Here is a 24503-nt window from a genome sequence, read left to right as displayed (position 1 = left end):
GGTCCGTGAATCATTCACGTTTGGTGATCCCAGTTTGATGCTGTCATTTGGCGTCGATCCGTGAATCATTCACGTTTGGTGATCCCAGTTTGATGCTGTCATTTGGTGCTGGTCCGTGAGGCATTTATGTTTGGTGATTCGTCTGCAGATTGGCTTTCTGAGATGTCATGGTGAGGCGAAGACGGCCGCGACCGCCTTACGGGTCCGCTCCTGACTTGACGGCATGAGGTGCGCGTAGACGCGGAGCGTCAGACCTGGGTCCGAGTGGCCGAGGTACTCCGCGAGAGCCTTGACGTTCTCCCCTGCGTCCAGGAGCACCGAGGCGTAGAAGTGGCGGAGCGCGTGCATGCCGTTCTCGCGGGACTCGGCGTACGACTCACCCGGCTTCCGCTCGGGGATCACCCCGGCCGAGGCCAGCGCGCGCTTCCATACCTCCTCGTTGAGGGACGTCCGCCAGACGTGACCGCCGCGCGGCCCGGTGAAGATCAGCTGCTTGGTCACCGGAGGTCCGTCGGCCACCTTCCAGGGCAACGTGATGTCGACCGGCGGGAATCGCTTCATGTGGTTCCGGAGGGCATCGGCGACCGGCCCGGGGAGAGGGACGTCCCGCAGCTTGCCGCCCTTGGGAGGGGCGAACACGGGCTTGCTGCGGCTCAGCTTGAGCTGCTGGACCACGTGGAGCGTGTCCGATGCGAAGTCGATCGCGTCGACTGCGACGCCGAGGATCTCGCCCTGGCGCAAGCCGCAGCCGCCGCCCAGGTCGACCATGGCCCGGAACCGCTCGGGCATGCCGGCCCGCACGGCGAAGACCCGTTCCGGCGTCCAGGGGACGACGCGCTTGGTGTCCACGGTCGGCGGCCGGACGGAGCGAGCGGCGCACGGGTTCCGCGGAAGGTGCCCGTCGTCCACGGCCGCGCTCAGGACGGCGCGAACGTTGGAGTAGATCGTCCGGGCGTACGACCCCCGGATGCCGTTCTCTTGCAGCCGCCCCACCCAGTCGCGGATGTGCGCAGGCTGGAAGGAGCCGAGGGGACGCGGCCCCAGGTACGGGAACGCGTGCAGCCGAAGCTGCGACTCCATCGACGCCTGGGTGTTCGGATCGGGCGCGTGAGTCACCCACTTCTCCGCGTACTGCTGGAACGTCATCCGAGCCGCACGCGGGTCGATGTACTGCCCGCGCGCCATGTCCGCCTCGGTCTGTGCCAGCCACTGATCAGCAAGACGCTTCTGCCGGTCGGGGAAGCTCTTGGACTTCTCCGTGCCGTCCGGGCCGACGTAACGGGCCCGGTAGCGCATGCCGGAGCCGTAGCGCTCCGTCTTGACCTTGCGCGTCTTCCCGTCCGGCCCGACCTCGGTTCTGTACCAGCGGTCCTGGATGTGCCCGGCCATCAGGCAGCGACCCCCTCACGCTGAGAGTCCACCCAGGCCCGCACGTCGGCCGGGTCGAAGCGCAGGTGTCGGCCGACGCGGAAGCCACGGGGGCCGGTGCGCTTGCGCCGCCACTGGTAGACCGTCTCAACGCTGGGCAGGTCGAAGATCTCCACCAGGTCCTCGGGAGTCAGGTACCGCGCGGGCAGCGGGCGCGGTTCGGTGGCCACGTCGGCCACGGCGAGGCGTCGGTTAGCCACGGGGGTCCCCTTCAGTTCCGGAGATGTCGGGTCGTGAGACGGCGAGCCAGGTTTCCGCGGCGGTCAGGCCGGTGCCGGCGAAGCGCCAGTGGGAGAGGACGAGGACGGTGTCCGGGTCCGGGAGGGGGTGGCCGGCCAGGGCCGCGCGTTCGCGGGTGAGGGCTTCGTTGTGGTCGGCGCGTTCCTGGCGGAGGGCGCCGAGGGTGACGGAGTAGGCGCGGGACTTGGTGGAGAAGTGGCCGCGGAAGCCGAGCATGTGGGCCCACTTGCGCAGGCGGAGGTCTTCGAGTTCGGGCAGGGCGCCGAGGTGCCAGCAGGTGAGGATCATCTGGCGGGCGTGGTCGGTGACGTCGGTGCCGATGAGGTCGGTGATGGGGTTGCGGATGGGGCGGTCGAGGGTGCCTGCGGTCTCGGCGCCCTTGGTGGCGTACTTGGCGATGTAGGCCGCCACGGCGCGGCTGGACAGGTCGGAGGTGCCCGCGAAGTCGGCGGAGCGGATGGGGCGGATGTCGAGCTGTTTGCCGAAGCGGAAGGTGTAGGCACGGCCGTCGAGGAGCGGGCCGGGTGTCTCAGCGAGCCGGGCGGCCGAGCGGATGGCGTCGGCGAGGAGTTCCGTCGTGGCCCAGTGCGGTGGGGCGTTCTCGGCGCCGCCCGGGCCGTCGAGGCGGATCACGGCATGGAAGTGGACGGCGCCGCGCCGCTGATACTCGGCAACCTTGGCGTAGGACACCTTGAGGCAGTGGCGCAGCTCTGAGCGACCAATACCCGCACGGGAGGCGAGCTGTTGGCGCAGGTAGGTGGTGAAGCGGGCCCACAGAGCGCCGGCGTGCGCGTTCCACAGGACGGCGGCGCGGTAGTCGTAGCGCTCGGGGTCCAGGGGTGTGCCGAGGGCCGGGTCGTCGTCGGTGTGGAGGCGGCCGCAGCGGCAGCGTCCGCCGCCGGGGCGGTTGTGGACGGGGCCGAAGGAGGGGGCGGTGAAGGTGGCGAAGACGCGGGGGTGTTGGGCGACTGCCGGGCCGATGCCCTTGCCGCCGCTCAGGCCGGCCGTGACGAGGTGGAAGGTGTCTTTGCGGTAAACCTCGGCGCAGGCGGCGCACCTGGTGGCGCGGCGGTTGTTGCAGCGGATGAGGAGCTGTCCGGCGGGAAGGTCGCGGTCGATGACTTCGCGGACGATCTCGCCGGTTGCGGCGTGGACGTCGAGGCGGTGGCCCTCCATCCGTACGGGCCGTTCGCAGCCGCCGAGCCGTTGGATCTGACGTGCGTAGCTGCTGAGGTCGCCGAACTGGGCGAGGTTCGCCACCTGACGGATGACTCCGGTCGGAGTCTCGGGGCGCATGTGCGGGTTCCTCCAGGAAGGGACGGAGCTTGGGGCAGGCGCCCCGGCTTGTCCAGGGGGCTAGACGGTGTGGGCAAGTCGAGGCGCGGGAGGCGATGAGGTCAGCGGCGGTCGCTCTTGAGGATCGAGCGGACGGTGACCGCGCAAACGGCGACGGACGCGGCGGTGATCGCGACCGCGAGGAGCATGGAGACCAGGACCGTGCCGACGACGAGGACCAGGGCGCCGCCGCCGGCCGCGAGGGCGAGCGTGCTACCCGCGGTGAGCTGGACCGTCGGCCGGTTGGACACCGGGGCAGGGGTGGGGACGTAGGGCATCGGGCTGTGAGCAGTTGGGGTCGAGGTAGTGGGGAGCGGGGCGGTGTCCTGCGGCGGGTACTTCGGGGTGAACACGTGGGTGATCCCTTCTGTGGGTGGTCAGTCGAGGAGGGTGGCGACGGCGGGGGCGAGGACGCTGTTGGCGACGAGGTAGCCGCCGAGGAGGAGCAGGGCGACCAGCCACCACGGCGGGCGGGCGAGCTGGATGCCGAGGACGGCGACGACGAGGACGGCGAACCAGAGCGGGACGTCCATGGCGGTGATCTCCTTCTCAGGCCTTGCAGTGGTGGGTGCGGGCGGCGAGTTCGGCGGCGGCGCGGCTGTCGTACTCGGCGGAGAAGTCGCAGTTCGGTGCCGTGCAGGCGGCGAGGTGGCGGTTGCGGCCGCGGGCGAGGTACGAGGCGACCTGTACGGGGCCGATGCGGCGGACGTTGCGGAAGCGCGGGTTCACGGGCGGTCCCTTCTCAGAGGTGAGCGGCGACGGACGGCGTCATGGAGGGCGGAAGGCCGAGCCGGGCGCGTACGGCGTCGGGGTCGGCCGCCTGTCCGGTGGTAGCGCGGTGTTCCTCGGCGAGGGCCTGGACGCGGTCGACGAGGGCGGGCGGCAGGGCGACGGCGGGAGCAGGTGGTACTTCAGTGGGGCGGACGGCAGGAGGCTCGTCGGCGACAGGTTCCGTGGACGGTGACGGGAGCGCCTCACGGTCGGGTTCGTCGACCACGGGGACCGCCTCCGCGGGCACCGGGGCCGCAGGTTCCTTCGGGGCGCGAGGTGTGTGGGCCAGGAGGGTTCCGCCGAAGAAGGCGACGGCGGGCCAGCCGGCCACCACGACGCGGAGCGATGCGGGGACGTCGTCCAGGTCGAGGAGTCCGGCGGTGGCGACGTTGGCGCCGAGGGATGCGGCCAGGGCGACCAGGAACCACAGCCGCGGTCCCCCGGCCGGGTGTCCGGCGCGCTGTGCTTCGCGCATCCGGCGCCAGGCAGCGACCAAGAGCAGATCGACGCTGACGGGGTAGGCCCACGCCTTCCAGCCGCCCTGTCCGGCCGCCTCGGCGAGGTCGTGCAGGTGGGAGAAGGACAGGGCGCCCGCGATGACGGCTTGGACGATCACCGCGTCCACGCGGGCGAGGTGGGCACGCATCGGCTCGCGATCCCTTCCGTGAGGTCAGTTGGCGGACGTGAGCGAGTCGGCACGCTCACGGGCCAGGCGGGCCACCTCGGCGGCGTCGACATCGCCGGGCGTGTGAGCCGCAATACGCTCCAACAGGTCCGCCTTACGGCTCATGAGCGCCGCGTACTCGGCGGAGGTGCGGTGCGGGTTCCGGCGGAGCGCGGCCAGGTCGGCGATGAGCGCGCTGACCTCGGCGATGGAGGGGCGTGACACGGGATTTCCTTCCGGTTCGAGGCATGGGAGGGGTAGGGACGTGGCGCGAGGCGGTCACGCCGACCGTGGGAAGGGGTGCGGTTACTCGGTCACCGGGCGAACGGTGGGCACAGGAGCGGCCGGAGCGGCCACCCCGGCGGGCTCGGCGGCGACGAGCGGCCGGAAGGAGTCGAGGCGGGGCAGTTCCGGCACGAGGGCGGAGGTCGCGCGGCAGACGGCCGCCGCCTCGTCGAGGGTGAGGTGCGGGGAGCGGGCGCGGGACCAGCCGCCGGAGGAGTCGCCGAGGATCGCGACGCCGGGTCGTTCGGCCGGGATGGAGGTGGCAGCCAGCGCCGCCTCAGGGGAGATGTCGGCCAGCGCCATGTTCGCCGACGACTCGTCGTTCACCCGGTGGCAGACGCGGCCGGTGAGCTGGGCCCGGAGCATGGTGGCGCCCTTGCCGAGTTCGGAGCCGAAGCGCTGCCCGCACACCTCCAGGTAGATGCCGGCCGCGCGGCCGAGCTGGGCGATGCGGATCAGCTTGGTGACCATCGCGTCGCGTCGCTTCTCGTCGTCCCGGCTCGCCGCGAGGAAGAGTTCCGCCACCTCGTCGACGACGACCACGACCGGCACCGGCCGTACCTTGTCCGGCAGCCCCCACACGTCCGAGGTCAGGACGGTGTCCGGCCCGGCGGAGGCAAGTCCGATCAGGCGGAACCGCGCCTCCATCTCTTCCAACAGGGCGTCGAGAAGTTCGTTGGCCCGGTCCGGGGTGTCGGCGAGAGCCGACAACCGCGGCGCGAACGGCGCGAGTTCCACGCCCCACTTGCAGTCGATCCCGACGAGGACGACCGATTGCCGGGCCAGACCGCACAACAGGTTGCGCAGGTAGACGGACTTGCCGGACTGCGTGGCGCCGAGGATGAGTTCGTGCGGCACGGCCCGGAAGTCCCGGACGTGCCAGCGCCCGTCATCACGCAGCGCCAGCGGCAGGGAGAGAAGACCGCCGCTCTGCTGCCGAGGACGCCGCACGTCCGCGAGCACGTCCCAGCCGATCAGCCGCAGTTCGAGCCGCCCTGGCTTGGTGGGACGGATGTGGACGGCATGAGCGGACCAGGCATGGCGCAGCCGGTCGGCCGAGGCCATGAAGTCCTCCGGGGCCTGCCCGGTCGCCATCCGCAGCCGCATGACGAGACCGGACCCGGTCGGCACCGGGAACGACCGACGAGGCGGTACGGGCGCCGCCTCCCGCCCGACCATCCGGGCCGTGGCCCGACGGACGGCCGAAGCCGGCACCGTCAGACCACAGGCGTCCATCGTGGCGCGGTAGGTGGCGAGCACGCGCAGCGCGACAAGCGGATAGCCGACGAGCCACCAGAACGCGACCGGCATACGACGGCGCAGCACCAGCAGCGCGGCGAGTGCCACCAGACAGAGCGTCAGTGCCCACACGGTGTCGGTCACGGCGATCAGCCCTTGACCGGTGCGGGTGCGTTGACCATGACGGCGTCCGCCCGGTAGGCGATGCCGTGCCGCATCCGCCCGCCGAACTCGCTCTCCCACGGCCGGGCGACGAGGCCCGACAGGATGACCGGAGCGCCCATCACCAGGCCCTCACCGATGCCCGCCTCCGGAACGGTCACCTTGATCATGTCCGAACCGCCCTGCGCGATGAATACCAGCTCCAGCACCATGAGCCGCTGGTTGGTCACCGGGTCTACGGCGACTTCACCGGTCTGACGGTCCTTCACCTTCACCTCCGGCAGCTTCGTGACGAGCAGCGTCGCGGCCGAGACGTCCACGGGGATGACACGCATGTCCTGAACCTCACTGGTTGGCGGCGCCGGTTGGCCGGCACCGCTCTGACTGGATACCCCCCTAGACAGCAGAGGAGTGACCCGCCCTGACTGTCTAGGGGGGTATACATGCGAGTCTCGGAGAGCGCGACCGCGCTACGGCAGCACCCAGTGCAGGGCGGTGGCGTCATCGTGCGCTTTGCCCCGCGGCCAGCGCCGCCCGTCAAGGTCGCCGGCCTCAACCTCCCGCACCCGACGGATCAGCTCGGCAGGCCCAAACGAGTCGAGGACGGCCAAGGTCTCTTGCCAGGTGGTGAGTTCGAAGCGGTCGACGAGTCGCGTCGCACCGTCGCTCAACAGCGTTACGGAGGACAGAGAGTCCAGCTCTGCTGTCCCCGTGAGAGCGTGTTCGGCCGCGCGAGGATCGGGCCCGGCGATCCAGAAGCCGCCCGGCCGGTTACGCAGGCCGGTCAGCGCGTCGCGGTACTCGGCCAGGGCGGCGGCATGCTCAGGCGAGCCGGTGGGAAGTGCGTCGACCGGTCCGCGCAGCCGCCTGCCAACGTCGTCCAGGCGCCGGTCGGTAACGACAGTGGCACCGGCCATCCTGTCTGCGAGGAGGAGGGAGGAGTCACCGAGGACGAGGTATTCCAGAGCTCCCGCGCCGGCCCGGACGGCAACGACCGTACTGGTCGGGCTGGCCCGATGGACGAGGTCGCAGACGTCCTCGTGCAGCGACCTGACGGCGCCGATCGCGTCGGCCAGGCATGCGGCCAGCGGCCGGGCGGGACGCGCGGTGATGGTGCTCAGCAGCAGCCCGCCCAGCGTCGCGGAGAACCAGGCGACGCCATGCGTGCACCCGGTTTCCGCGTTGGCGACGCCAGCGCCGTCCAGGAGAACGGCCGCTCCGGGAGCGGCGGCGGCGAAGTCCTCGTTCTCCCGGCCCGGTTCGGCGGGCAGCGAGCCGAGGGTGACCCTCACGCCGTCGACTCCTCGTCGTGCCGGTAGAGGGGGGTGAGCAGTTCGACGGATCGCGGTTCGCTGGTCTCGGGGTCGTACTCGACGCCGACCAGGGTGGAGAAGCGGTGCTCACCCACCTGCCCCCACACCGTGTTCAGGTCGGAGGCGAGCAGCTGGACGACACCGAGGGAGCCTTGCGTGTGGATACCGGCAATGGCGAGCAGCGAGCCCTTGCCGTCGGGACGTGGCAGCCGGCCGACGTATCCGACGTCGTACGGGCGCGCCGGATCGCTGTCCTGTCCGGACCGGTGCACCGTGCCGGTCTGTCGGTCGACGAGCGTCCACGGTCCGTCTTCCACGCGCTCCCAGCGCAGTACCGGATCCTGTGCGTAGGTGTCCCACATCTGCTGGGACATCCGCGGGCCGCAGACGACGACCAGGCCGTCACGGTTGAGGTCGATCTCACCGGAAACCGGCACATGCTCGGAGGTGACGTCGAGACCGTACGACCGGGCGAGGTCCTCGAGACGCTTGCCCGAGCTGACATCGTCCACGGCAACGACGGTGCGCCCGCGTTCGTCGTCACGCCGCAGGGGGGTGGCGACGACGACGGAACCGCGCCCGAGGAAGGCACCTTCCGGTGCCGGACCGGTGTGGCGAATCTGGTGGATCCGGCCCCGACTCAGGCCAGCTTTCGTGGCGATCTGCGCGTACGACAGCCCTTGGGCGTGCAGGTCCTGGACCACTCGGCGGCGAAGCCGGGCGAGTTCGGTCACCTCCTGCTGCGCATCGGCAAGACGCGTTGTGACCTCTCGCAGAAGCAGGTACGGGTCATCGATCGCCATAATGCGCCGCAACTCGTCCGACATGGCTTCACCTCCTATGACTACCCAGGAGTCTAGGGCCCTAGACAGAAAGGGCGCGAGCCGCCGTCCAGAAGGAATCCCGATCACATAGAACCCAGCTCTACGGCGAGGCACCCCACGAGGACTCACCCTCCACCGCCCGACGGGCAGGTACAGAGCACCGAGGCGCAGGCCACCATCAACCGCTCACCCGCGCCAGGTCGACCCAGATGCAGCGCGCACCGCTGGCCCGGTCCTTCACTCCCCAGTCCTTGGCATACGCATCGACGAGGAGGAGGCCGCGGCCTCCTTCGTCCGCCGGAGTGTTCACGCTGCGCACCATCGGTTCTTCGTCGCCGCCCTGGTCGGTCACCTGGATGCGCAGCAGGTCGTCAGTGAAGCCGATGACCACGAGGAACCATCCGCGGTACCAGCCGCTTCGCGTGTGCTGGACGGCGTTGGTCGCCAGCTCACTGACGACCAGGACGGCATCCTCAACGAGGGCCGAGTCCTCGCCTTCGAGGAGGGCGGCAACGAAGTGACGCGCTTCGGCAACGTGTCCGGCTTGGCCAGGGAACATGCGGGCCCACTTTTTAGGCATGGGAAAGCTCCAGTTCGTCTAGGGGACTAGACAGCACAGCGGCAGAGTATTCCTACACAACAGCACGGAGCTAGGCATGTTGAGGAATTATTCCTCTAACGGGTGGCGGAGGTCTCCAGGTTCCGGAACTCCGCCATCACCCGGAGCAGCAGGTCCCGCACCTCAGGCCCGAAGACTGCCGCCTCCTCGAAGCGGCTGAAAGTCTCCTCGTACGCGGCCACTTCGGCGGAGTCGTCCAGGACCTGTTCGCTGCGGAAGGTCTCGACGACCACGGCGCGCGAGTCGCACAGGGTGAAGCCGTGCCGAGGCATCACCGGCACAGGCTTATGCCATGGGATGACGCCGAGGCGGACGGTACTCAGGCTCTCCACGGCCAGCAGCCGGTCGAGCTGGGCGAGCATCAACGCAGAATTCCCCGGCCACGTCCGCAACACACCTTCCGTCAGTACGAACACCGACTCGCGCCCAGGCTCGTACAGGAGGCTCTGCCGCTCGACACGGGCGGCCACGGCCCGACCGACCATCTCAGGAGTCGTGTGGGGTGTGCTGTCGAAAACGTGCCGGGCGTACTCCGCACTCTGGAGCATGGCCGGCAGGACGACACATTGGAACGACCGGACCAGCCGAGCGGATCGCACCGCTTCATCGAGGACCGCTCCGTCAGAAGCCTCACTGGAAGTCCTGGCGGTTTCCGGTGCGGCCATCACCGCGGCCAGTAGTTCACGCACCTCACGAGCGGTCGACCCGTCCAGGCCGAGAGCGCCCGACAGACGATCCAGGACGTCCGCACTCGGGATCATCCGCCCGTTCTCCACCTTGGACACGGTCGGTTGCCCCACACCGGCCCGCTCCGCCAAGACTGCACCCGTCAGTCCGGCGTCTGCACGCAGCCCACGAAGACGTGCCCCAAGCGCCTTCATCAACTCTCGCCGCTCACTCCCCATGCCAGGGTTCTACACCACGAAGGACGCGGTACTGGCCGACGGAAGCCAGATCAGCACCGGCAGAGCAGCCATGATTCAAACTTTCTCTACTGGTTCAAGCACCCGTCGTCGCTTCGCTCCTCCGGGCGGGCGCGGGCCGCCGTCCGCGCCCGCGCTCATGTCTCCGCCCCGCTCGGCACGGCCGACGGCCCCCGCCCGCCCAAGAGGCAGGCACACGAGCATGAGGCCAGAACAAGCCTCCGGCGGGGGATCGGCCGACGCCGGGATGGAGGGGGCGCCGTTCCCGAGTGCGGGTTCGTAGAGGTGTGCGTGGGAGGCTCCCATCCCGTTTGCCGTCGACCCAGGCAGAGCCGAGCAGACGCGGCCCCTGGCGTCCAGGTCGTTCGTACAGTGGCGCGCTCCACCTGGACGCCAGGAACCACGCCCGCTCCACGGTGTGTGGGTCGACGGCAAACGGGATGGGAGCCGGGGAAGTTGGTGGGTTGAGGTGATGGGGACAAGGCCGAGGTCTAAGCTCCCAGCCAGGGGCCAAGGGGGAGGATGCTCGTGGACCAGCAATGGCCGGAGGGACCGAACGCCGATCCCGGTGCGGCAAGAGAACGCTACAACGCAGACATGCGGGCATCACAAGCTGCGGTACGGAATCTGTTTCGAGTGGAACTGTCCATTGCCCACATGGGCTTGGCGATCACGATCATCGCAAGCGTCTTTGTGGGAGTGGTCTGGTCGCCGAGGACGGGCGGGATCATCGCTGGTGCCTTTGCCGCGCTGTTCGTCGTCGCCCTGGCTGTAGCAATCCTGGTCGGTCGCCGAGGGCGGTACGCCGTACGCGCCGCATACAAGTTCACCTTCGGCTGGGCAAATTGGATCACGCCCTAGCGTTGTGCCCCATCCGTGCCCGATAGACCGGGGACTCACGGGGATCAGCGGCACGCTACAGGCAATGACCACGACGACGGCCCCCGACCATATTTCCAGTTCAGGGGCCGTTCACGTGCGGAGACGGTGGGATTTGAACCCACGGTGACGTCGCTGCCACGACGGTTTTCAAGATTGTCTGGGGTTGATTCTCCCATCTAACGCCTGAAACAACTGGACCTGGCTTGGTCTACTTGAGACCGTGCGCGGCCGCAATGTGGGGTCTCTGTGCGAGCAGGGTTTCCAGTCTGCTGTCGGGCCACAATTCGATATAGGGCGCGTGGCCCTCCGAGTTATGTCGCTCCGCCCAGGCCACTGCGTCAGAGGTAAAACGGCCGCTAGTAGCGATGATGATCCCTCGCACCAACGGAGGCCCCCACAGCTTGCCCGCCGTCGCAGTCTCACTGACAGCGGGTGCGTTGACCGAACGGCTGAGCCAGTGTTTTGCCTGAACGATGACTCGTTCGGTACGGACACCGCCAGAACCGTCACGAAGGACGCGGTCCATAGAGAGGTCACGACCTCGGTCAGGTGCGCGAGTTTGCATCAGCCACTCCACGTTCTGGTGCTCTGGAATGTCTCGCAGCAAGTCATAGAGGAGCCGTTCGAACCCGTCGTCGCCCAGCCGCTCCCACGGCAGTGCCAACGTAGCTGCCCCCGTGAGGTTTCCTGAGGCTGCCTGTCCAAGATCGATGTCGGGGACGGGCAGGGGGTCACTGTCACCTAGAGCCTTAGCTTCGATGCCGGCGCGCACGGCTGGCCAATCGAATTCGACAATGTCGTGCCAGTCGTGCCCCTGGCTGAAGCGCATGTGCCGAAGCAGATCCCACCAACGATCGATGCTTTCCGCGTCTTCGCCCAAGAGCCGTGCGATCTCTCCGAACGCCGCCTCGATCCTTTCGGTCTCGTCGTTCGCCAAGCGCTCCGGCGAGTCTCGCGCCGCACCTTCCAGGGCGAGGGGGAGCGCGGCGTCTACCGTAGAGACGAGTTGCTCCAGTCGACTTCGTGCAGCTCGTCGGCGAGCCCGGTCCAGGCGGTATCGGTAGGCAGCAAGATCCGCTCCGGGCCTTTCCCCGGCATCATGCACATGGGTGGGCGGCACGCCGATGTCAAGGCAGTCGATGAAGGCTTGGCCCATGTCTTGAATGTCCGGAAGGGGCGCGGTGATGGTCCAGCCGTCGATCGGCGGGAGCCCAGGGAGGAGGTCTGCCCAAGCTGCCCTGAGGCCGTCGTACTCGGCGTCCGAGCCGAGTTGCGGGCCGGTTGGGATGAAGGGCTTTGCCCGCTCCCACACGCTGTCCAGCTTCTTCAAGTTGGCCGCTGTGCGGTCCATGGCGCGAAGCAGCTCTTCTAGATCCATGCATACAGACTCACACTTCACCCCGGGAACGAAGAGGGCTTTGCTCATCACGCCTGGAAGTCAGCGAACCTCCTCCGGACGCGTGTGCCTGAAGTGACCACCAAAACTCTCCAGACCTGATGTAGAGGGCAGTACTCTTCCTCTCGGGCCTACTGATGTTCCTCCGTGACGAGTGGTGGGCTACGTCCGTCGGCTGAGGCCGTTCATGTGATCCACGGCTGGGCCGTCTCTGGGCCGTCCAAGGCCGCTCAACAGTGGCCAATGACGACCAACGACGACCACCAGGCGCACGAGCCCACCGCCCCTGACCAGCAAAAACCCAGCTCACGAAGATCCCCGGCAAGACCCAGGGCAAGAAGAAGTAACGCGACACCGGTGAGCCCCGACCTGCGAGTTCCTCGCAGGTCGGGGCTCACCGGTGAGGTCGGGCGTCGCCTCCGTCGGCCGAGGCCGTCACCGTCGCTGACGGCCGGGGCTCGGTCACGCCGACAGCGGTATCGCGTGGATCTCGTCCGCCTTGTGGCCCGTGCGTTCGTGGATGCGTTGGACCGCAGCCGCGGAGGGGCCCTCGGAGAGGCAGAAGACGGTGCCGGACTCCGGGTCCGCCCAGGCACCCTCGAAGTGCACGCCCTCCTCCGCCTCGATCTCGAGGTCGGCCTGATGGGCCTGCTGGAGCTGGTCGGCGGTGATGCCCTTCATGCCGTGGTGGACGTCCATGAACTTGGTCATGACCGCATCCCCTTTCTCATGCAGGCACGCCGCGCATGAGGGCCTGCCTGCTGCCGCTCTCTCCATGCTGCGCCTGTGTGCACGCGCTCGCGCGGGCAGGGGGCGCGCCAGGAAAAGAGCCAGGAGAGGAGGGGCGTGAGAAGAGGGGACCGGCGCGTCCCGCGGCCGGCCCCTCTCGTCGTGGCGTCTCAGCCGCACTGGCAGGGGCTGCCCGACTGGCAGCCACAGCCGCAGCCCGAGCCGCAGCCGCACGCCGCGATCAGGAGCAGGTTCTTGATCTCGGCGGGTTGCTCGGTCGGGCGTTCCTGGGTGGGGTCGGGCTTGCTGGGGGCTTCGGCCATGGGTTCCTCCTGGAGGCCTGGAGGCAGGAGCGCCTGTGCCCAGTTCATGCCCATGGGGGCGGGCGCATCAACGGCGCACGGAGGCTTCCGGGAGCCTCCGACCCGTCCCGGAGAAGGCGTGGCACGCTCCCTCCGATGCCGCGTCGCGGGCGCGTCACGGGACGGACCGCACCCCTCCGGGAGCCTCGGCGAGGGGGACAGGGCGGAACGTGCCGCCTCCGGTCCCGGCGGTGGGGGCGGAGCGGACCGCACCGCCCCCGCCGCCGGGCCGGCTACACCTCCTCCGGCCCCGTGACCGGCTGGATCTCGGTCGGCAGGTCCTGCTGGAGGTTGTCCGCGTGTTCGCCCGTCACCAGGAACACGACACGCTTGGCGACCGCCACCGCGTGGTCGGCGAAGCGCTCGTAGTAACGGCCGAGCAGTGTCACGTCGACGGCCGTCTCGATGCCGTGCTTCCAGCGGTCGTCGATCAGGTGCTGGAAGAGGGTGCGGTGCAGCAGGTCCATCGCGTCGTCGTCGGTCTCCAGCTGGAGCGCGAGGTCGACGTCCTTCGTGATGATCACTTCGGCCGCCTTGGCCATCAGGCGCTGCGCGAGCTGCCCCATCTCCAGGATGGTGGCGTGCAGGTCCTGCGGCACCGCCCGCTCGGGGAAGCGCAGCCGGGCCAGCTTCGCCACGTGCTGGGCGAGGTCGCCGGAGCGTTCCAGGTCGGCCGACATGCGCAGCGACGTGACGACTATGCGCAGGTCCGTCGCCACCGGCTGCTGGCGCGCGAGCAGCGCAATGGCCCGCGCCTCGAGGTCGTGCTGGAGTTCGTCGACCTTCTTGTCGGCCTCGATCACGCTCTCGGCCAGCTTGAGATCGGCATCGAGGATGGCGGTCGTGGCGCGCCCGATCGCCGACCCCACCAGCCGGGCCATCTCCACCAGTCCGTCGCCGATCGAGTCCAGTTCCTCGTGGTACGCGTCCCGCATCAGGGTTCCCTCTCGTACGTGGTTCTCGGGGATTCAGGGGCCGGTACCGGCCATGGAACCGGCGCTGCGAACCCCACGGTGCCACGGTCCGCCCCGTACGCGTCGGATTCCGTCATCCCAAATGAACCACCCCTGGCTCCAAGGTGAACTCTGGGCGACGAGTGTTCGAGGTCGCACCTCGATGGCTGTGGCCAGGTCGTATCGCATGCCTAACCTGGACGCATGGACGTGAACGCGGCGGTCGCCGCAGCGGCAGCGATCGCCGGGGTGCTCACCGGTGTCATCGCCATGCTGGCGTTCCGTTGGAGCGAACGCGACCAGAACCGACCCACCAGGACCTCCTTGCACACCGACCCCGTCCTTCCGCCGGGCGTGGACACCGTCCTGTCCGTGCTCCGTTCCTCGGCCGTCGTCCTCGACGAGGCCGACGCCGTGGTCAAGGCGAGTTCCGCCGCGTACGCCCTCGGGCTGGTCCGCGGCGGCAAGCTCGCCGTCGAACCGATGCTCCAGATGGCACGCGACACCCGACGTGACGGCGAGATACGGCAGGTGGAGCTGGACCTGCCCCGGCGCGGCACCGGCCGGGGCGAAGCCCTCGCGGTGTCGGCCCGGGTGGCTCCGCTCGGCTCCCGGCTCGTCCTCCTGCTCGTCGAGGACCTCACCGAGGCCCGGCGCATCGAGGCCGTCCGCCGCGACTTCGTCGCGAACGTCAGTCACGAGCTCAAGACCCCGGTCGGCGCCCTGTCCCTGCTCTCCGAAGCAGTCATGGACGCCTCCGAGGACCCCGAGGCGGTGGAGCGCTTCGCCGGCCGGATGCAGATCGAGGCGACCCGCCTGACCAACCTGGTCCAGGAGCTGATCGACCTCTCCCGGGTCCAGAACGACGATCCCCTGGAGGACGCCGAACCGGTCCGCGTCGACGAACTCGTCGCCGAGGCCATCGACCGCTGCCGGCACCAGGCCGGCGCCAAACAGATCACCATGGCCGCGAACGTGGGACCGACCGAAGGGCTCGAGCCCGGTGGCGGTCAACGGGCGGACGGCACCGCCGACCTGCGCATCTGGGGCAATCGTGGTCAGCTGGCCGCGGCCCTCGGCAACCTGGTCGAGAACGCCGTCAACTACTCACCCGCCCGCACCCGCGTCGGCATCGCCGCCCGCAGGGTCACCCTGCACGGCGGGGAACTGATCGAGATCGCCGTGACCGACCAGGGCATCGGCATCTCGGACAAGGACAAGGAGCGCATCTTCGAGCGCTTCTACCGGGTCGACCCCGCCCGGTCCCGTGCCACCGGCGGTACGGGCCTCGGGCTGGCGATCGTCAAACACGTGGCCGCCTCGCACGGCGGGGAGGTCGCGGTGTGGAGCGCTGAGGGACAGGGCTCCACGTTCACGCTGCGACTGCCGGAGGCGGGCGCCGCCCGTGACCGCGCCCAGCAGCCCCCCGACCTCGACGACGACGTGGAGGGCGGGACCTCCGCCGGCACCCCCCATGCCTCACCTGTCTCACCTGCCTCACCCCCCGAGTCAACCGCGTACCAGACGCTTTCCGCCCCGGAGGCCCATCCGTGACCCGAGTGCTCGTCGTCGAGGACGAGGAGTCCTTCTCCGACGCCCTGTCGTACATGCTCCGCAAGGAGGGCTTCGAGGTCGCCGTCGCGACCACGGGTCCCGACGGACTCGACGAGTTCGAGCGCAACGGCGCCGACCTCGTGCTTCTCGACCTGATGCTGCCGGGTCTGCCCGGCACGGAGGTCTGCCGCCAGTTGCGCGGCCGCTCCAACGTCCCCGTGATCATGGTGACCGCCAAGGACAGCGAGATCGACAAGGTGGTCGGCCTCGAGATAGGGGCCGACGACTACGTCACCAAGCCGTTCTCCTCCCGCGAGCTGGTGGCCCGCATCCGCGCCGTGCTGCGGCGCCGCGGCGAGCCGGAGGAGGTCACCCCGGCCGCCCTGGAGGCCGGCCCGGTCCGTATGGACGTCGACCGCCACGTCGTCACCGTCTCCGGCTCCAAGGTCGACCTCCCCCTCAAGGAGTTCGACCTCCTGGAGATGCTGCTGCGCAACGCGGGCCGCGTCCTGACCCGCATGCAGCTCATCGACCGTGTCTGGGGCGCCGACTACGTCGGCGACACCAAGACCCTCGACGTCCACGTCAAGCGCCTCCGCGCGAAGATCGAGCCCGACCCGGGTGCCCCGCGGTACCTGGTGACGGTGCGGGGCCTCGGCTACAAGTTCGAGCCGTAAACCGTCGGCCGCAGACCATCAGCCGCAGACCGTGACCCGTGAGCGGTGACCGGCCCGGGGCTCACGACGAAGGGGCGGCACCCCCGCGGGGGTGCCGCCCCTTCGTCGTACGTACGGGACAGGCGTGCGGCGCTCAGCCTGTGGCCGTCTCCGACTGCGAGGCGCTCGGGGAGGCCGTGTCGGTCGGGCTCCCGCTCTCGGCGCCCGGGGTCACGGGGGCCGACTCGCTCGCGGACGGCGACTCGGAGGCGGACTCCGCCGGGGCGCTCGGGATGTCGCTCGGGCCCCACTCGGCGAAGTAGTGCTCGGCCGGCACGACGAAGGCGCGCAGGCTGACCTCACCGGTCTCGCTGAAGGTGAAGGTGACCTTCTGGGCGTTGCCGTCCTGGATCGCCTCGGGGGTGCTGGAGAGGCTGGCGGTGGCGTTGTTCTCGCCGCCGATGACGACGGAGCCGCCGGCCGGGACGGTCAGCTTGCCGTCGCCTCCGGCGGGCTTGATCTCGGCGGTGCCGTCGGCACCGTCCACGGCGATGGACTCCAGGGTCTGCGCCTTGTCACCGCTGTTGAAGACGGTCGCGGAGATGGCGGCGGGGCCCGTGGCCTCGGGGTCGGGCTGGGTGATGATGACGACGTTCTGCAGCTTGATGTCGCCCACGCTGATGGCGGCGTTGTCCGGCTTGATCTGCAGTGTCTGAGCGTCGTTGCCGGCGCCGCAGGCGGCGAGCGTGGCGATCGAGAACACGAGGGCGGAGGCGGCGAGGGCGCCGCGTCGAAGGCTGCTGCTCACGGCGGCGGCAACTCCTTGGAAACGCAGGGGCAGCTCCTCGGATAAAGCCGCCCTAAGGGTCTGTCAGCGGCCTTAGGTTACCGAGCCGTTCCCACGCGGTCGCACCCGACCCGCCTCTGGGGCGATCCGGGCACGCATCGGCGGCCGCGCGAGGTGCTCCCGTCACCATGGTCACAACTGTCCCGGCAGTCACAAGTGACCCGCGAGTCACATTGGCTTCCAGGTGATCGCCGGGATGTGGTCGTGCATTCGCATAAGCGCCGCTCACCGGCGGTCGCGGGTTTTTCGTGAGGGAATGCGCGGGCGCCAGGGGAATTGATCACCGCCTGTTCGGCCGACCGCGTGATCAATTCCGGAAACGGCGCGGATCCCGCTCCGGACGCCGAACGGAGTAGCGGAAGTCGCACATCTGGAAGCGGACATTTGGGGATGTTCGGTCATCTGGAGGGGCCTCCGGGCGGGTGTGGCGTGCGTGTTTCACCCCCCGCGGAGAACCGCTCCGACCTGCGAATACCTGCTTCCGCCGCCCGGCCGCAGCACGTTCCTGTTGCTGTTGTCAAGCCCCGAGATATGCCCTGACCTGCGAAAACGTCATTCAGAACCCGCAGTTTCCGTGTTACCCTGGATAGCCACGGAAGGGGTACCTGTCACATGACGTTCAAGGTTGGCGACACCGTGGTCTATCCCCATCACGGGGCCGCGCTGATCGAGGCCATCGAAACTCGCCAGATCAAAGGCGTGGACAAGACCTACTTGGTGCTGAAGGTCGCCCAGGGTGACCTGACGGTACGTGTGCCAGCGGACAATGCGGAGTTCGTGGGCGTGCGTGATGTGGTCGGTCAGGACGGGCTGGACCGGGTCTTCGAGGTGCTGCGCGCGCCGTATGCCGAGGAGCCCACGAACTGGTCGCGTCGTTACAAGGCAAATCTGGAGAAGCTCGCCTCCGGCGACGTCATCAAGGTCGCGGAAGTCGTGCGTGACCTGTGGCGCCGTGAGCGTGAGCGCGGACTCTCCGCCGGTGAGAAGCGCATGCTCGCCAAGGCCCGCCAGATCCTGGTGAGCGAGCTCGCGCTCGCGGAGAACACGAACGAGGACAAGGCCGAGGCCCTGCTCGACGAGGTCCTCGCGTCCTGACGCCGAGACCCGCCGGCCTCAGCTCAGCTCAGCTCGCTCAGCGCAGTGAAAATGCCGTGGTGCCCGATGACGTATTCCCGTCGCCGGGCGCTGCGGCATGTTCATGCCCGAAACGCCGACGCGTGGACGCGTCTGCGCCCATGGCGGTGCCGCGCGTGTTCACCTCGGACGCACACCCCCGAAGCCCGGCGTGCCGGGCCCGGGCCGTTCACTGCCTCGACCGGTGTCACGGAAGGGTCCGGTCAGGGCGTCGCACCCGGCACGCTGTCTCCGTACCCACGTAGGCCGAGCACACAAACCTGACAGGAACCGATGTCTGACGATTCGCTTCCCGCCCCCCTCCCCGCCCGCACGGCCGCGGTGATCCCGGCCGCCGGCCGGGGCGTACGCCTCGGCCCGGGCGCCCCCAAGGCGCTCCGCGCACTCGGCGGGACCCCCATGCTGATCCACGCGGTGCGGGCCCTGGCCGCGTCCCGGGCCGTCTCCCTCGTCGTCGTCGTGGCCCCGCCGGACGGCGCCGCCGAGGTCAGGTCGCTGCTCGACGCGCACGCGCTGCCCGACCGCACCGACTTCGTCGTCGTCCCCGGCGGCGAGACCCGCCAGGAGTCGGTGAAGCTCGGCCTCGATGCCCTGCCGCCCGGCCACGACATCGTCCTCGTGCACGACGCCGCCCGGCCGCTGGTGCCCGTCGACACCGTCGACGCCGTGATCGAGGCCGTCCGCGACGGCGCCCTCGCCGTCGTGCCGGCGCTGCCGCTGGCGGACACCGTCAAGGAGGTCGAACCGGCCGAGGTCCCCGGCGCGCCCGAACCGGTGGTCGCCACGCCCGATCGGGCGCGGCTGCGGGCCGTGCAGACGCCGCAGGGCTTCGACCGGGCCACCCTCGTGCGCGCCCACGAGACCGTCACCGACGACGTCACCGACGACGCCGGCATGGTCGAGCGGCTCGGCCTGACCGTCGTGGCCGTCCCCGGTCACGAGGAGGCCTTCAAGGTCACCCGCCCGCTGGACCTCGTCCTCGCGGAGGCGGTCCTCGCCCGCAGGAGGCTCAACGATGGCTTCTGAGACGACCCCGGTGCCGCCCCTGCTGCCCCAGGTCGGCATCGGCACCGACATCCACGCCTTCGAGGAGGGCCGCGAGCTGTGGTGCGCGGGCCTGAGGTGGGAGGGCGAGGGGCCGGGCCTGGCCGGTCACTCCGACGCGGACGTCGTCGCGCACGCCGCGTGCAACGCGCTGTTCTCCGCCGCAGGGCTCGGCGACCTCGGGCAGCACTTCGGCACCGGCCGCCCCGAGTGGTCCGGCGCCTCCGGCGTGACGCTGCTGACGGAGGCGGCGCGGATCGTGCGCGCCGCCGGCTTCGGCATCGGCAACATCGCCGTCCAGGTCGTCGGCCCCCGACCCAAGATCGGCAAGCGCCGTGAGGAGGCGCAGGAGATCCTCTCCGAGGCGGCGGGAGCGCCGGTGTCGGTGTCGGGCGCGACGACGGACGGGCTGGGTTTCCCCGGCCGGGACGAGGGCCTGATGGCGGTGGCGACGGCGCTGGTGGTGCGACAGGGCTGAGGACCGCGGTGCGGGGGCCGTGGAGTCCGGACCCGCCGGCCCGCCGACCGGACGGGCGCGGACTCCCGGCCCTGCCGGCCGCGGGCACCCCACCTGCAAACCGGTGGAAGGTGTCGTGCACCCGCCCACGCCCACTACCCTGGAGTGGTGACCATTCGCCTGTACGACACCAGCACCCGGCAGATCCGCGACTTCGCCCCGCTCACGCCGGGTTGCGTCTCGATCTACCTGTGTGGTGCCACCGTGCAGGCGGCCCCGCACATCGGGCACATCCGCTCCGGCCTGAACTTCGACATCATGCGCCGCTGGTTCGCCCACCGCGGCTACGACGTCACGTTCATCCGGAACGTCACCGACATCGACGACAAGATCATCGCCAAGTCGCGCGACCAGGACCGCCCCTGGTGGTCCATCGGGTACGAGAACGAGCGGGCGTTCGACGACGGCTACCAGGCCCTCGGCTGCCTCCCGCCGACCTACGAGCCGCGGGCCACCGGGCACGTCCCCGAGATGATCGAGATGATGCGCGGGCTCATCGAGCGCGGCCACGCCTACGAGGCCGACGGCAGCGTCTACTTCGACGTGCGTTCCTTCCCCGGCTACCTGGCGCTGTCCAACCAGGACATCGACGACCTGCGCCAGCCGGCCGAGGACGGCATCACCGGCAAGCGCGACCCCCGTGACTTCGCGATGTGGAAGGCCACCAAGCCGGGCGAGCCCGACTGGGAGACCCCGTGGGGCCGCGGCCGTCCCGGCTGGCACCTGGAGTGCTCGGCGATGGCCCACAAGTACCTGGGCTCCGCCTTCGACATCCACGGCGGCGGCCTGGACCTGATCTTCCCCCACCACGAGAACGAGATCGCCCAGGCCAAGGCCTACGGCGACGAGTTCGCGCGGTACTGGGTGCACAACGCCTGGGTCACCATGAGCGGCGAGAAGATGTCCAAGTCGCTCGGGAACAGCGTCCTGGTCTCCGAGATGGTCAAGCGGTGGCGTCCCATCGTGCTGCGCTACTACCTGGGCACCCCGCACTACCGCTCGATGATCGAGTACAGCGAGGAGGCCCTGCGCGAGGCCGAGTCGGCGTTCGCGCGGATCGAGGGCTTCGTGCAGCGCGTCGTCGAGAAGGCCGGGGGAGTCGTCGAGCCCGCCGCCGACGTGCCGCCCGCCTTCGCCGAGGCGATGGACGACGACCTGGGCGTCCCGCAGGCGCTCGCCGTCCTGCACACCACCGTCCGGCAGGGCAACTCCGCCCTGGCCGCCGACGACAAGGAAGCCGCCGTGGCCCGCCTCGCCGAGGTGCGCGCCATGCTCGGCGTCCTCGGCCTGGACCCCCTCGACCCGCACTGGGCCGGGGAGACCGACCGGGGCGAGGACCTGCACGGCGTCGTCGACACCCTGGTCCGCATGGTCCTCGACCAGCGGGAGGCGGCGCGCGGCCGCAAGGACTGGGCCACCGCGGACGCCATCCGCGACCAGCTCAACCAGTCGGGGCTGTCCATCGAGGACGGCCCCCAGGGGCCGCGCTGGACGCTCGGCCCGCGCTGAGCACCCCCTTGATCGATCCTTGATGCATTCTTGATCGATTGTGCCGCCCGGGTGTCCGGGCGGCACACTGCATTACGTACGCACGCACGCTTCACGACAGACGGGTAGGTCATGGCAGCCAACAACCGCCGCATGTCCGGCAAGAAGGGCGCGCAGGTCGGCAGTGGCGGCCAGCGGCGCCGGGGCTTGGAGGGCAAGGGGCCGACCCCGCCCGCCGAGATGCGCAAGGGGCACAAGAAGAACCGCCTCGCCACCGCGAAGGCCAAGCAGTCCGCGCGCCGTCCGGTGCCGCGCGGCCGCGGCGGCAAGTCGCCCTCCGAACTGGTCGTCGGCCGCAACCCGGTCGTCGAGGCGCTCCGCGGCGGCGTGCCCGCCTCCACGCTGTACGTCCAGCAGTTCATCGACAACGACGAGCGGGTGCGCGAGGCGCTCCAGCTCGCGGCCGAGCGCGGCGGCATCAACCTCATGGAGGCCCCGCGCCCCGAGCTGGACCGCATGACCAACGGCCTCAACCACCAGGGCCTGGTCCTCCAGGTCCCGCCGTACGAGTACGCGCACCCCGAGGACCTGGCCAACGCCGCCTACGACGACGGCGAGGACCCGCTGATCGTCGCCCTCGACGGCGTGACCGACCCGCGCAACCTCGGCGCCGTCGTCCGCTCGGTCTCCGCCTTCGGCGGCCACGGCGTCGTCGTCCCCGAGCGCCGCGCGGCCGGCATGACCGCCGGCGCCTGGAAGACGTCCGCCGGCGCGGCGGCCCGCACGCCGGTGGCCCGCGCCACCAACCTCACCCGCGCCCTGGAGGCGTACAAGAAGGCCGGCATCACGATCGTCGGCCTGGCCGCCGACGGCGAGACCGAGATCGGCGAGCTGGCGGCCCTGAGCGGCCCGGTCGTCATCGTCGTCGGCAGCGAGGGCAAGGGCCTGTCCCGTCTGGTCGGCGAGACCTGCGACCACCGGGTGCGGATCCCCATGCCGGGCGGCGCGGAATCGCTCAACGCCGGTGTGGCGGCGGGGATCGTGCTGTACGAGGCGGCTCGGCGCAGGACCTGAGACGGATCCGGGGCCGGGACAGGGGCGGGGCACGCTCCGTCCCGGGCCCGGCGTTCGACGGCGGACGGGTCGCACGCCCGTCCACCGGCTCACCCTTACGGGGTAATTCCGGCGCGTCGGGCAACCTTGACGCTGTCCGGACAGATCCGGCGGGTCGAGGCAGTGTCCTAAGCGCACATCACTCGGTTAGATGAGTGTGGACACCAGAACACCCCGCACACCCACGGGGGACCTCTCGTCGGGCTTCGACGACGCTCCCGCGCTGAGCATGGTGAAGGTGCCGAGCGACCCGGCGCAGATCATCGTCAATCACGCGAGTTTCCGCGTGCAGCTGGGAGCGTCGGCACGACGCAGCCCATCCCCGCGGATCTCCCGGCACGCGAGCGTCGCCGAGGACACCGCGCGCATCCCCGTCGCCGGGGCCCGTGCCGCCCGTCGTCGGCCGGTCGTCTGGAGCGGCCGGTCCGCACCGGACGACACCGGCACCCACCGGCTGCTCCAAGCCGTGCGGGCAGGCAGCGTCGGCCACGGCGAACCGCCCGCCGACGCCGGAGCCACCCAGGTCATCCCCCGCGTGGGGATCGGCGACGGCTACGACGGCGACTTCACCGCGCACACCCTCGAAACCCCTCTCGTCGGCGCCCAGCGCACCCACGGCGACGGCGAACAGCGGCTCCTGCCGCAGATGCGCACCGTCGGCAGCGCCTACGACGAGCCCGGCTACGACCAGTCCGGCTACGACCAGTCCGGCTACGACGCGTTCGGATACGGCGGGTCCGGATACGACCGGCCGGCCCACGACGACGGCAGGTTCGAGGAGTTCGCGGAGGCCGCCGCCGCGGCGGACACCGGTTCGCGCGGCAGCCGGCAGCACGGCGACCCGGCCCGGCACGCCTACTACCCCGGCCGCCGGATGAACCTCGGCGTCGTCCTGCTCCCGCTGCGCATCCTCCTCGGCTTCATCTCCATCTACGCCGGCATGGGAAAGCTGTGCGACCCCGTCTACTTCGACGGCGGCGAGCGCGGCTCCATGGTGAAGTGGCTCAACACCCTCCACCCGTGGGAAGTCGCCGAGCCGCTGCGCCAGTTCGCCCTCCACCACCCCGTCGGCTCCGGTCTCGTCATCGCCTTCCTCCAGGTCGTCGTGGGCGTCCTCACCGTCCTGGGCTGCTGGCAGCGGGTCGCGGCCGGCTTCGGCGCCATGCTCTCGGCCGCGCTCCTGCTCACCGTCAGCTGGAAGACCGTCCCGGTCTACGAGACGCCCGACATCATCTACCTCGCCGCCTGGTCGCCGCTGGTCATCGCCGGCGCCCCCGTCTACTCCGTCGACGGCCGCCTCGCCGCCGGTGCCTGGCGGCGGCTCGGCCCGCGGTCCGACCTGTGGGAGCTGCGCCGTTACGTGCTGCGCCGCGGCACCCTCGTCACCGCGATCGTCGTCGGGCTCACCCTGCTTACCGGGTCGCTGCTCGGCGGTGCCGTCCGCGACGCCGACCGCGTCGTCGTCCCCGGCCCGGGCGAGGCCCCGCGCAACGAACTGCCCGGCTCGCCGCTTCCCGAGGAGTCCGACGGGCGCCGGCCGAGCGGGACGCCGTCCGCGTCCACCTCACCGACCCAGGGCAGCACCTCCGAGGCGCCGACGCGGGACGAGGACTCCGCTCCGGACGCCACGCGGGACACCGGGACCGCCACGAGCGGAGCCCCCAGCCAGACCCAGGGCACCGGCGGCGAGGCCCCGCCCGAGCGGTCCGGCCCGGCCGAGGAGGCCCCCAGCACCACCTCGGGGCCCACCTCCGGCGGCACCAGCACCTCCGGCGGCACCAGCACCTCCGGCTCCACCGGCGGCTCGGACGGCGGCTCCCCGTCGGCGGACCAGCGCGGCCTGGTGGGCGGCCTCCTGGGCTAGGGCGTGTTTCGAAAGTCCCGTCTGCCCGGCGACGCCTGGCACGCACGCTCGCCGCGTTGTCGGGGGCGCCCCGATACAACCAGTATCGGGGCGACCCTCCGCCTTGCGATCGCACGCACCAGACGCCGCCGGGCCTGCCCTTCGGGCAGACGACGCTACTT

Annotated in this window: 28 protein-coding genes; 9 read left to right on the top strand and 19 right to left on the bottom strand. The window is 70.2% G+C overall.

Annotation, left to right across the window (positions count from 1 at the left end; genetic code table 11):
* Positions 1-165: 165 nt before the first annotated feature.
* The 14 genes from AB0N31_RS32690 to AB0N31_RS32625 form a co-directional block, all read right to left on the bottom strand.
* The gene (locus AB0N31_RS32690; RefSeq protein ID WP_366062115.1) at positions 166-1389 is read right to left on the bottom strand and encodes a tyrosine-type recombinase/integrase; all 1224 of its coding nucleotides are present in this window, start codon (positions 1387-1389) and stop codon (positions 166-168) included.
* Positions 1389-1628 (bottom strand): helix-turn-helix domain-containing protein, encoded by a 240-nt coding sequence (locus AB0N31_RS32685; protein ID WP_366062114.1) that lies wholly within the window; start codon positions 1626-1628, stop codon positions 1389-1391. The genes AB0N31_RS32690 and AB0N31_RS32685 overlap by 1 nt, the downstream gene beginning before the upstream one ends.
* The gene (locus AB0N31_RS32680; protein ID WP_366062113.1) at positions 1621-2964 is read right to left on the bottom strand and encodes a replication initiator; all 1344 of its coding nucleotides are present in this window, start codon (positions 2962-2964) and stop codon (positions 1621-1623) included. Before AB0N31_RS32680 ends, AB0N31_RS32685 begins: the two co-directional genes overlap by 8 nt.
* Before the next feature lie 101 nt (positions 2965-3065).
* Positions 3066-3356 carry a SpdD protein gene (locus tag AB0N31_RS32675; RefSeq protein ID WP_366062112.1) on the bottom strand — a complete coding sequence of 97 codons (291 nt, stop codon included), beginning with the start codon at positions 3354-3356 and terminating at the stop codon, positions 3066-3068.
* Positions 3357-3380: 24 nt separating this feature from the next.
* A complete protein-coding gene (locus tag AB0N31_RS32670) occupies positions 3381-3536 on the bottom strand; it encodes a hypothetical protein (RefSeq protein WP_167795700.1) in 156 nt (51 codons plus the stop codon).
* A 16-nt stretch (positions 3537-3552) separates the two neighbouring features.
* On the bottom strand, positions 3553-3732 hold the full coding sequence (locus AB0N31_RS32665; protein WP_366062111.1) for a mobile element transfer protein: 180 nt from the start codon (positions 3730-3732) through the stop codon (positions 3553-3555).
* 13 nt (positions 3733-3745) lie between these two features.
* Positions 3746-4420 (bottom strand): DUF2637 domain-containing protein, encoded by a 675-nt coding sequence (locus AB0N31_RS32660; protein ID WP_366062110.1) that lies wholly within the window; start codon positions 4418-4420, stop codon positions 3746-3748.
* Between the two features lie 24 nt (positions 4421-4444).
* The gene (locus AB0N31_RS32655; RefSeq protein ID WP_366062109.1) at positions 4445-4663 is read right to left on the bottom strand and encodes a hypothetical protein; all 219 of its coding nucleotides are present in this window, start codon (positions 4661-4663) and stop codon (positions 4445-4447) included.
* An 81-nt stretch (positions 4664-4744) separates the two neighbouring features.
* On the bottom strand, positions 4745-6106 hold the full coding sequence (locus AB0N31_RS32650) for an FtsK/SpoIIIE domain-containing protein (protein ID WP_366062108.1): 1362 nt from the start codon (positions 6104-6106) through the stop codon (positions 4745-4747).
* Between the two features lie 5 nt (positions 6107-6111).
* On the bottom strand, positions 6112-6459 hold the full coding sequence (locus tag AB0N31_RS32645) for a hypothetical protein (protein ID WP_366062107.1): 348 nt from the start codon (positions 6457-6459) through the stop codon (positions 6112-6114).
* A gap of 135 nt (positions 6460-6594) precedes the next feature.
* Positions 6595-7416 (bottom strand): integrase, encoded by an 822-nt coding sequence (locus AB0N31_RS32640; RefSeq protein ID WP_366062104.1) that lies wholly within the window; start codon positions 7414-7416, stop codon positions 6595-6597.
* Positions 7413-8264, bottom strand: a complete 852-nt coding sequence (locus tag AB0N31_RS32635) for a sigma-70 family RNA polymerase sigma factor (protein ID WP_366062103.1) — start codon at positions 8262-8264, stop codon at positions 7413-7415. Before AB0N31_RS32635 ends, AB0N31_RS32640 begins: the two co-directional genes overlap by 4 nt.
* A 175-nt stretch (positions 8265-8439) precedes the next feature.
* Positions 8440-8841 (bottom strand): ATP-binding protein, encoded by a 402-nt coding sequence (locus AB0N31_RS32630; RefSeq protein WP_366062102.1) that lies wholly within the window; start codon positions 8839-8841, stop codon positions 8440-8442.
* 95 nt (positions 8842-8936) lie between these two features.
* On the bottom strand, positions 8937-9785 hold the full coding sequence (locus AB0N31_RS32625; protein ID WP_366062101.1) for a helix-turn-helix transcriptional regulator: 849 nt from the start codon (positions 9783-9785) through the stop codon (positions 8937-8939).
* Positions 9786-10331: 546 nt separating this feature from the next.
* Between AB0N31_RS32625 and AB0N31_RS32620 the strand changes: the two genes are divergently transcribed.
* Positions 10332-10664, top strand: a complete 333-nt coding sequence (locus AB0N31_RS32620; RefSeq protein WP_366062100.1) for a hypothetical protein — start codon at positions 10332-10334, stop codon at positions 10662-10664.
* Positions 10665-10893: 229 nt separating this feature from the next.
* Here AB0N31_RS32620 and AB0N31_RS32615 read toward each other — a convergent pair whose 3' ends face one another.
* The 4 genes from AB0N31_RS32615 to phoU all read right to left on the bottom strand — a co-directional run bounded on the left by AB0N31_RS32615 (position 10894) and on the right by phoU (position 14107).
* On the bottom strand, positions 10894-12063 hold the full coding sequence (locus AB0N31_RS32615) for a restriction endonuclease (protein WP_366062099.1): 1170 nt from the start codon (positions 12061-12063) through the stop codon (positions 10894-10896).
* A gap of 480 nt (positions 12064-12543) precedes the next feature.
* The gene (locus AB0N31_RS32610) at positions 12544-12792 is read right to left on the bottom strand and encodes an SCO4226 family nickel-binding protein (protein ID WP_366062098.1); all 249 of its coding nucleotides are present in this window, start codon (positions 12790-12792) and stop codon (positions 12544-12546) included.
* Between the two features lie 188 nt (positions 12793-12980).
* On the bottom strand, positions 12981-13181 hold the full coding sequence (locus AB0N31_RS32605) for a hypothetical protein (protein ID WP_366062127.1): 201 nt from the start codon (positions 13179-13181) through the stop codon (positions 12981-12983).
* Positions 13182-13405: 224 nt separating this feature from the next.
* Complete coding sequence (gene phoU / locus AB0N31_RS32600) at positions 13406-14107, bottom strand: phosphate signaling complex protein PhoU (protein WP_363086840.1); 702 nt, start codon at positions 14105-14107, stop codon at positions 13406-13408.
* A gap of 222 nt (positions 14108-14329) precedes the next feature.
* Here phoU and AB0N31_RS32595 point away from each other — a divergent pair, with 222 nt between their 5' ends.
* A complete protein-coding gene (locus AB0N31_RS32595) occupies positions 14330-15679 on the top strand; it encodes an ATP-binding protein (RefSeq protein WP_366062097.1) in 1350 nt (449 codons plus the stop codon).
* Positions 15676-16356, top strand: a complete 681-nt coding sequence (locus AB0N31_RS32590) for a response regulator transcription factor (protein ID WP_015659563.1) — start codon at positions 15676-15678, stop codon at positions 16354-16356. The genes AB0N31_RS32595 and AB0N31_RS32590 overlap by 4 nt, the downstream gene beginning before the upstream one ends.
* Positions 16357-16489: 133 nt before the next feature.
* Here the strand turns inward: AB0N31_RS32590 and AB0N31_RS32585 are convergent, their stop codons facing one another.
* Positions 16490-17143, bottom strand: a complete 654-nt coding sequence (locus AB0N31_RS32585) for a DUF461 domain-containing protein (RefSeq protein WP_366062096.1) — start codon at positions 17141-17143, stop codon at positions 16490-16492.
* A 651-nt stretch (positions 17144-17794) separates the two neighbouring features.
* On the opposite strand from AB0N31_RS32585, the gene AB0N31_RS32580 reads away from it, so the two are divergent.
* From AB0N31_RS32580 to AB0N31_RS32555, 6 genes are all read left to right on the top strand, one after another.
* Positions 17795-18277, top strand: coding sequence for a CarD family transcriptional regulator (locus AB0N31_RS32580; RefSeq protein WP_003953493.1), 483 nt, complete (start codon positions 17795-17797; stop codon positions 18275-18277).
* Between the two features lie 312 nt (positions 18278-18589).
* Entirely contained in the window at positions 18590-19342 is a 753-nt protein-coding gene (gene ispD / locus AB0N31_RS32575) for a 2-C-methyl-D-erythritol 4-phosphate cytidylyltransferase (protein ID WP_366062095.1), read from the top strand.
* On the top strand, positions 19332-19838 hold the full coding sequence (gene ispF / locus AB0N31_RS32570) for a 2-C-methyl-D-erythritol 2,4-cyclodiphosphate synthase (RefSeq protein ID WP_366062094.1): 507 nt from the start codon (positions 19332-19334) through the stop codon (positions 19836-19838). Before ispD ends, ispF begins: the two co-directional genes overlap by 11 nt.
* A gap of 147 nt (positions 19839-19985) precedes the next feature.
* Complete coding sequence (cysS, locus tag AB0N31_RS32565; protein ID WP_366062093.1) at positions 19986-21386, top strand: cysteine--tRNA ligase; 1401 nt, start codon at positions 19986-19988, stop codon at positions 21384-21386.
* A gap of 111 nt (positions 21387-21497) precedes the next feature.
* Entirely contained in the window at positions 21498-22439 is a 942-nt protein-coding gene (gene rlmB / locus AB0N31_RS32560) for a 23S rRNA (guanosine(2251)-2'-O)-methyltransferase RlmB (protein WP_366062092.1), read from the top strand.
* A 196-nt stretch (positions 22440-22635) separates the two neighbouring features.
* A complete protein-coding gene (locus AB0N31_RS32555) occupies positions 22636-24342 on the top strand; it encodes a DoxX family membrane protein (protein WP_366062125.1) in 1707 nt (568 codons plus the stop codon).
* Positions 24343-24503 lie beyond the last annotated feature (161 nt).

Origin of the sequence: Streptomyces sp. NPDC051051, assembly GCF_040682975.1 — a bacterium.
In the GTDB taxonomy this organism is placed as follows: Bacteria; Actinomycetota; Actinomycetes; order Streptomycetales; family Streptomycetaceae; genus Streptomyces.
This window is presented reverse-complemented; position numbering and strand designations above follow the sequence as displayed.

Coding starts and splice junctions, on each gene's coding strand:
- ispD (WP_366062095.1), top strand. CDS start 18,590: ATGTCTGACGATTCGCTTCCCGCCCCCCTCCCCGCCCGCACGGCCGCG.
- AB0N31_RS32625 (WP_366062101.1), bottom strand. CDS start 9,785: ATGGGGAGTGAGCGGCGAGAGTTGATGAAGGCGCTTGGGGCACGTCTT.
- AB0N31_RS32690 (WP_366062115.1), bottom strand. CDS start 1,389: ATGGCCGGGCACATCCAGGACCGCTGGTACAGAACCGAGGTCGGGCCG.
- AB0N31_RS32615 (WP_366062099.1), bottom strand. CDS start 12,063: ATGGATCTAGAAGAGCTGCTTCGCGCCATGGACCGCACAGCGGCCAAC.
- AB0N31_RS32635 (WP_366062103.1), bottom strand. CDS start 8,264: ATGTCGGACGAGTTGCGGCGCATTATGGCGATCGATGACCCGTACCTG.
- AB0N31_RS32580 (WP_003953493.1), top strand. CDS start 17,795: ATGACGTTCAAGGTTGGCGACACCGTGGTCTATCCCCATCACGGGGCC.
- AB0N31_RS32680 (WP_366062113.1), bottom strand. CDS start 2,964: ATGCGCCCCGAGACTCCGACCGGAGTCATCCGTCAGGTGGCGAACCTC.
- ispF (WP_366062094.1), top strand. CDS start 19,332: ATGGCTTCTGAGACGACCCCGGTGCCGCCCCTGCTGCCCCAGGTCGGC.
- AB0N31_RS32645 (WP_366062107.1), bottom strand. CDS start 6,459: ATGCGTGTCATCCCCGTGGACGTCTCGGCCGCGACGCTGCTCGTCACG.
- phoU (WP_363086840.1), bottom strand. CDS start 14,107: ATGCGGGACGCGTACCACGAGGAACTGGACTCGATCGGCGACGGACTG.
- AB0N31_RS32660 (WP_366062110.1), bottom strand. CDS start 4,420: ATGCGTGCCCACCTCGCCCGCGTGGACGCGGTGATCGTCCAAGCCGTC.
- rlmB (WP_366062092.1), top strand. CDS start 21,498: ATGGCAGCCAACAACCGCCGCATGTCCGGCAAGAAGGGCGCGCAGGTC.
- AB0N31_RS32595 (WP_366062097.1), top strand. CDS start 14,330: ATGGACGTGAACGCGGCGGTCGCCGCAGCGGCAGCGATCGCCGGGGTG.
- AB0N31_RS32670 (WP_167795700.1), bottom strand. CDS start 3,536: ATGGACGTCCCGCTCTGGTTCGCCGTCCTCGTCGTCGCCGTCCTCGGC.
- AB0N31_RS32610 (WP_366062098.1), bottom strand. CDS start 12,792: ATGACCAAGTTCATGGACGTCCACCACGGCATGAAGGGCATCACCGCC.
- AB0N31_RS32605 (WP_366062127.1), bottom strand. CDS start 13,181: ATGAACTGGGCACAGGCGCTCCTGCCTCCAGGCCTCCAGGAGGAACCC.
- AB0N31_RS32630 (WP_366062102.1), bottom strand. CDS start 8,841: ATGCCTAAAAAGTGGGCCCGCATGTTCCCTGGCCAAGCCGGACACGTT.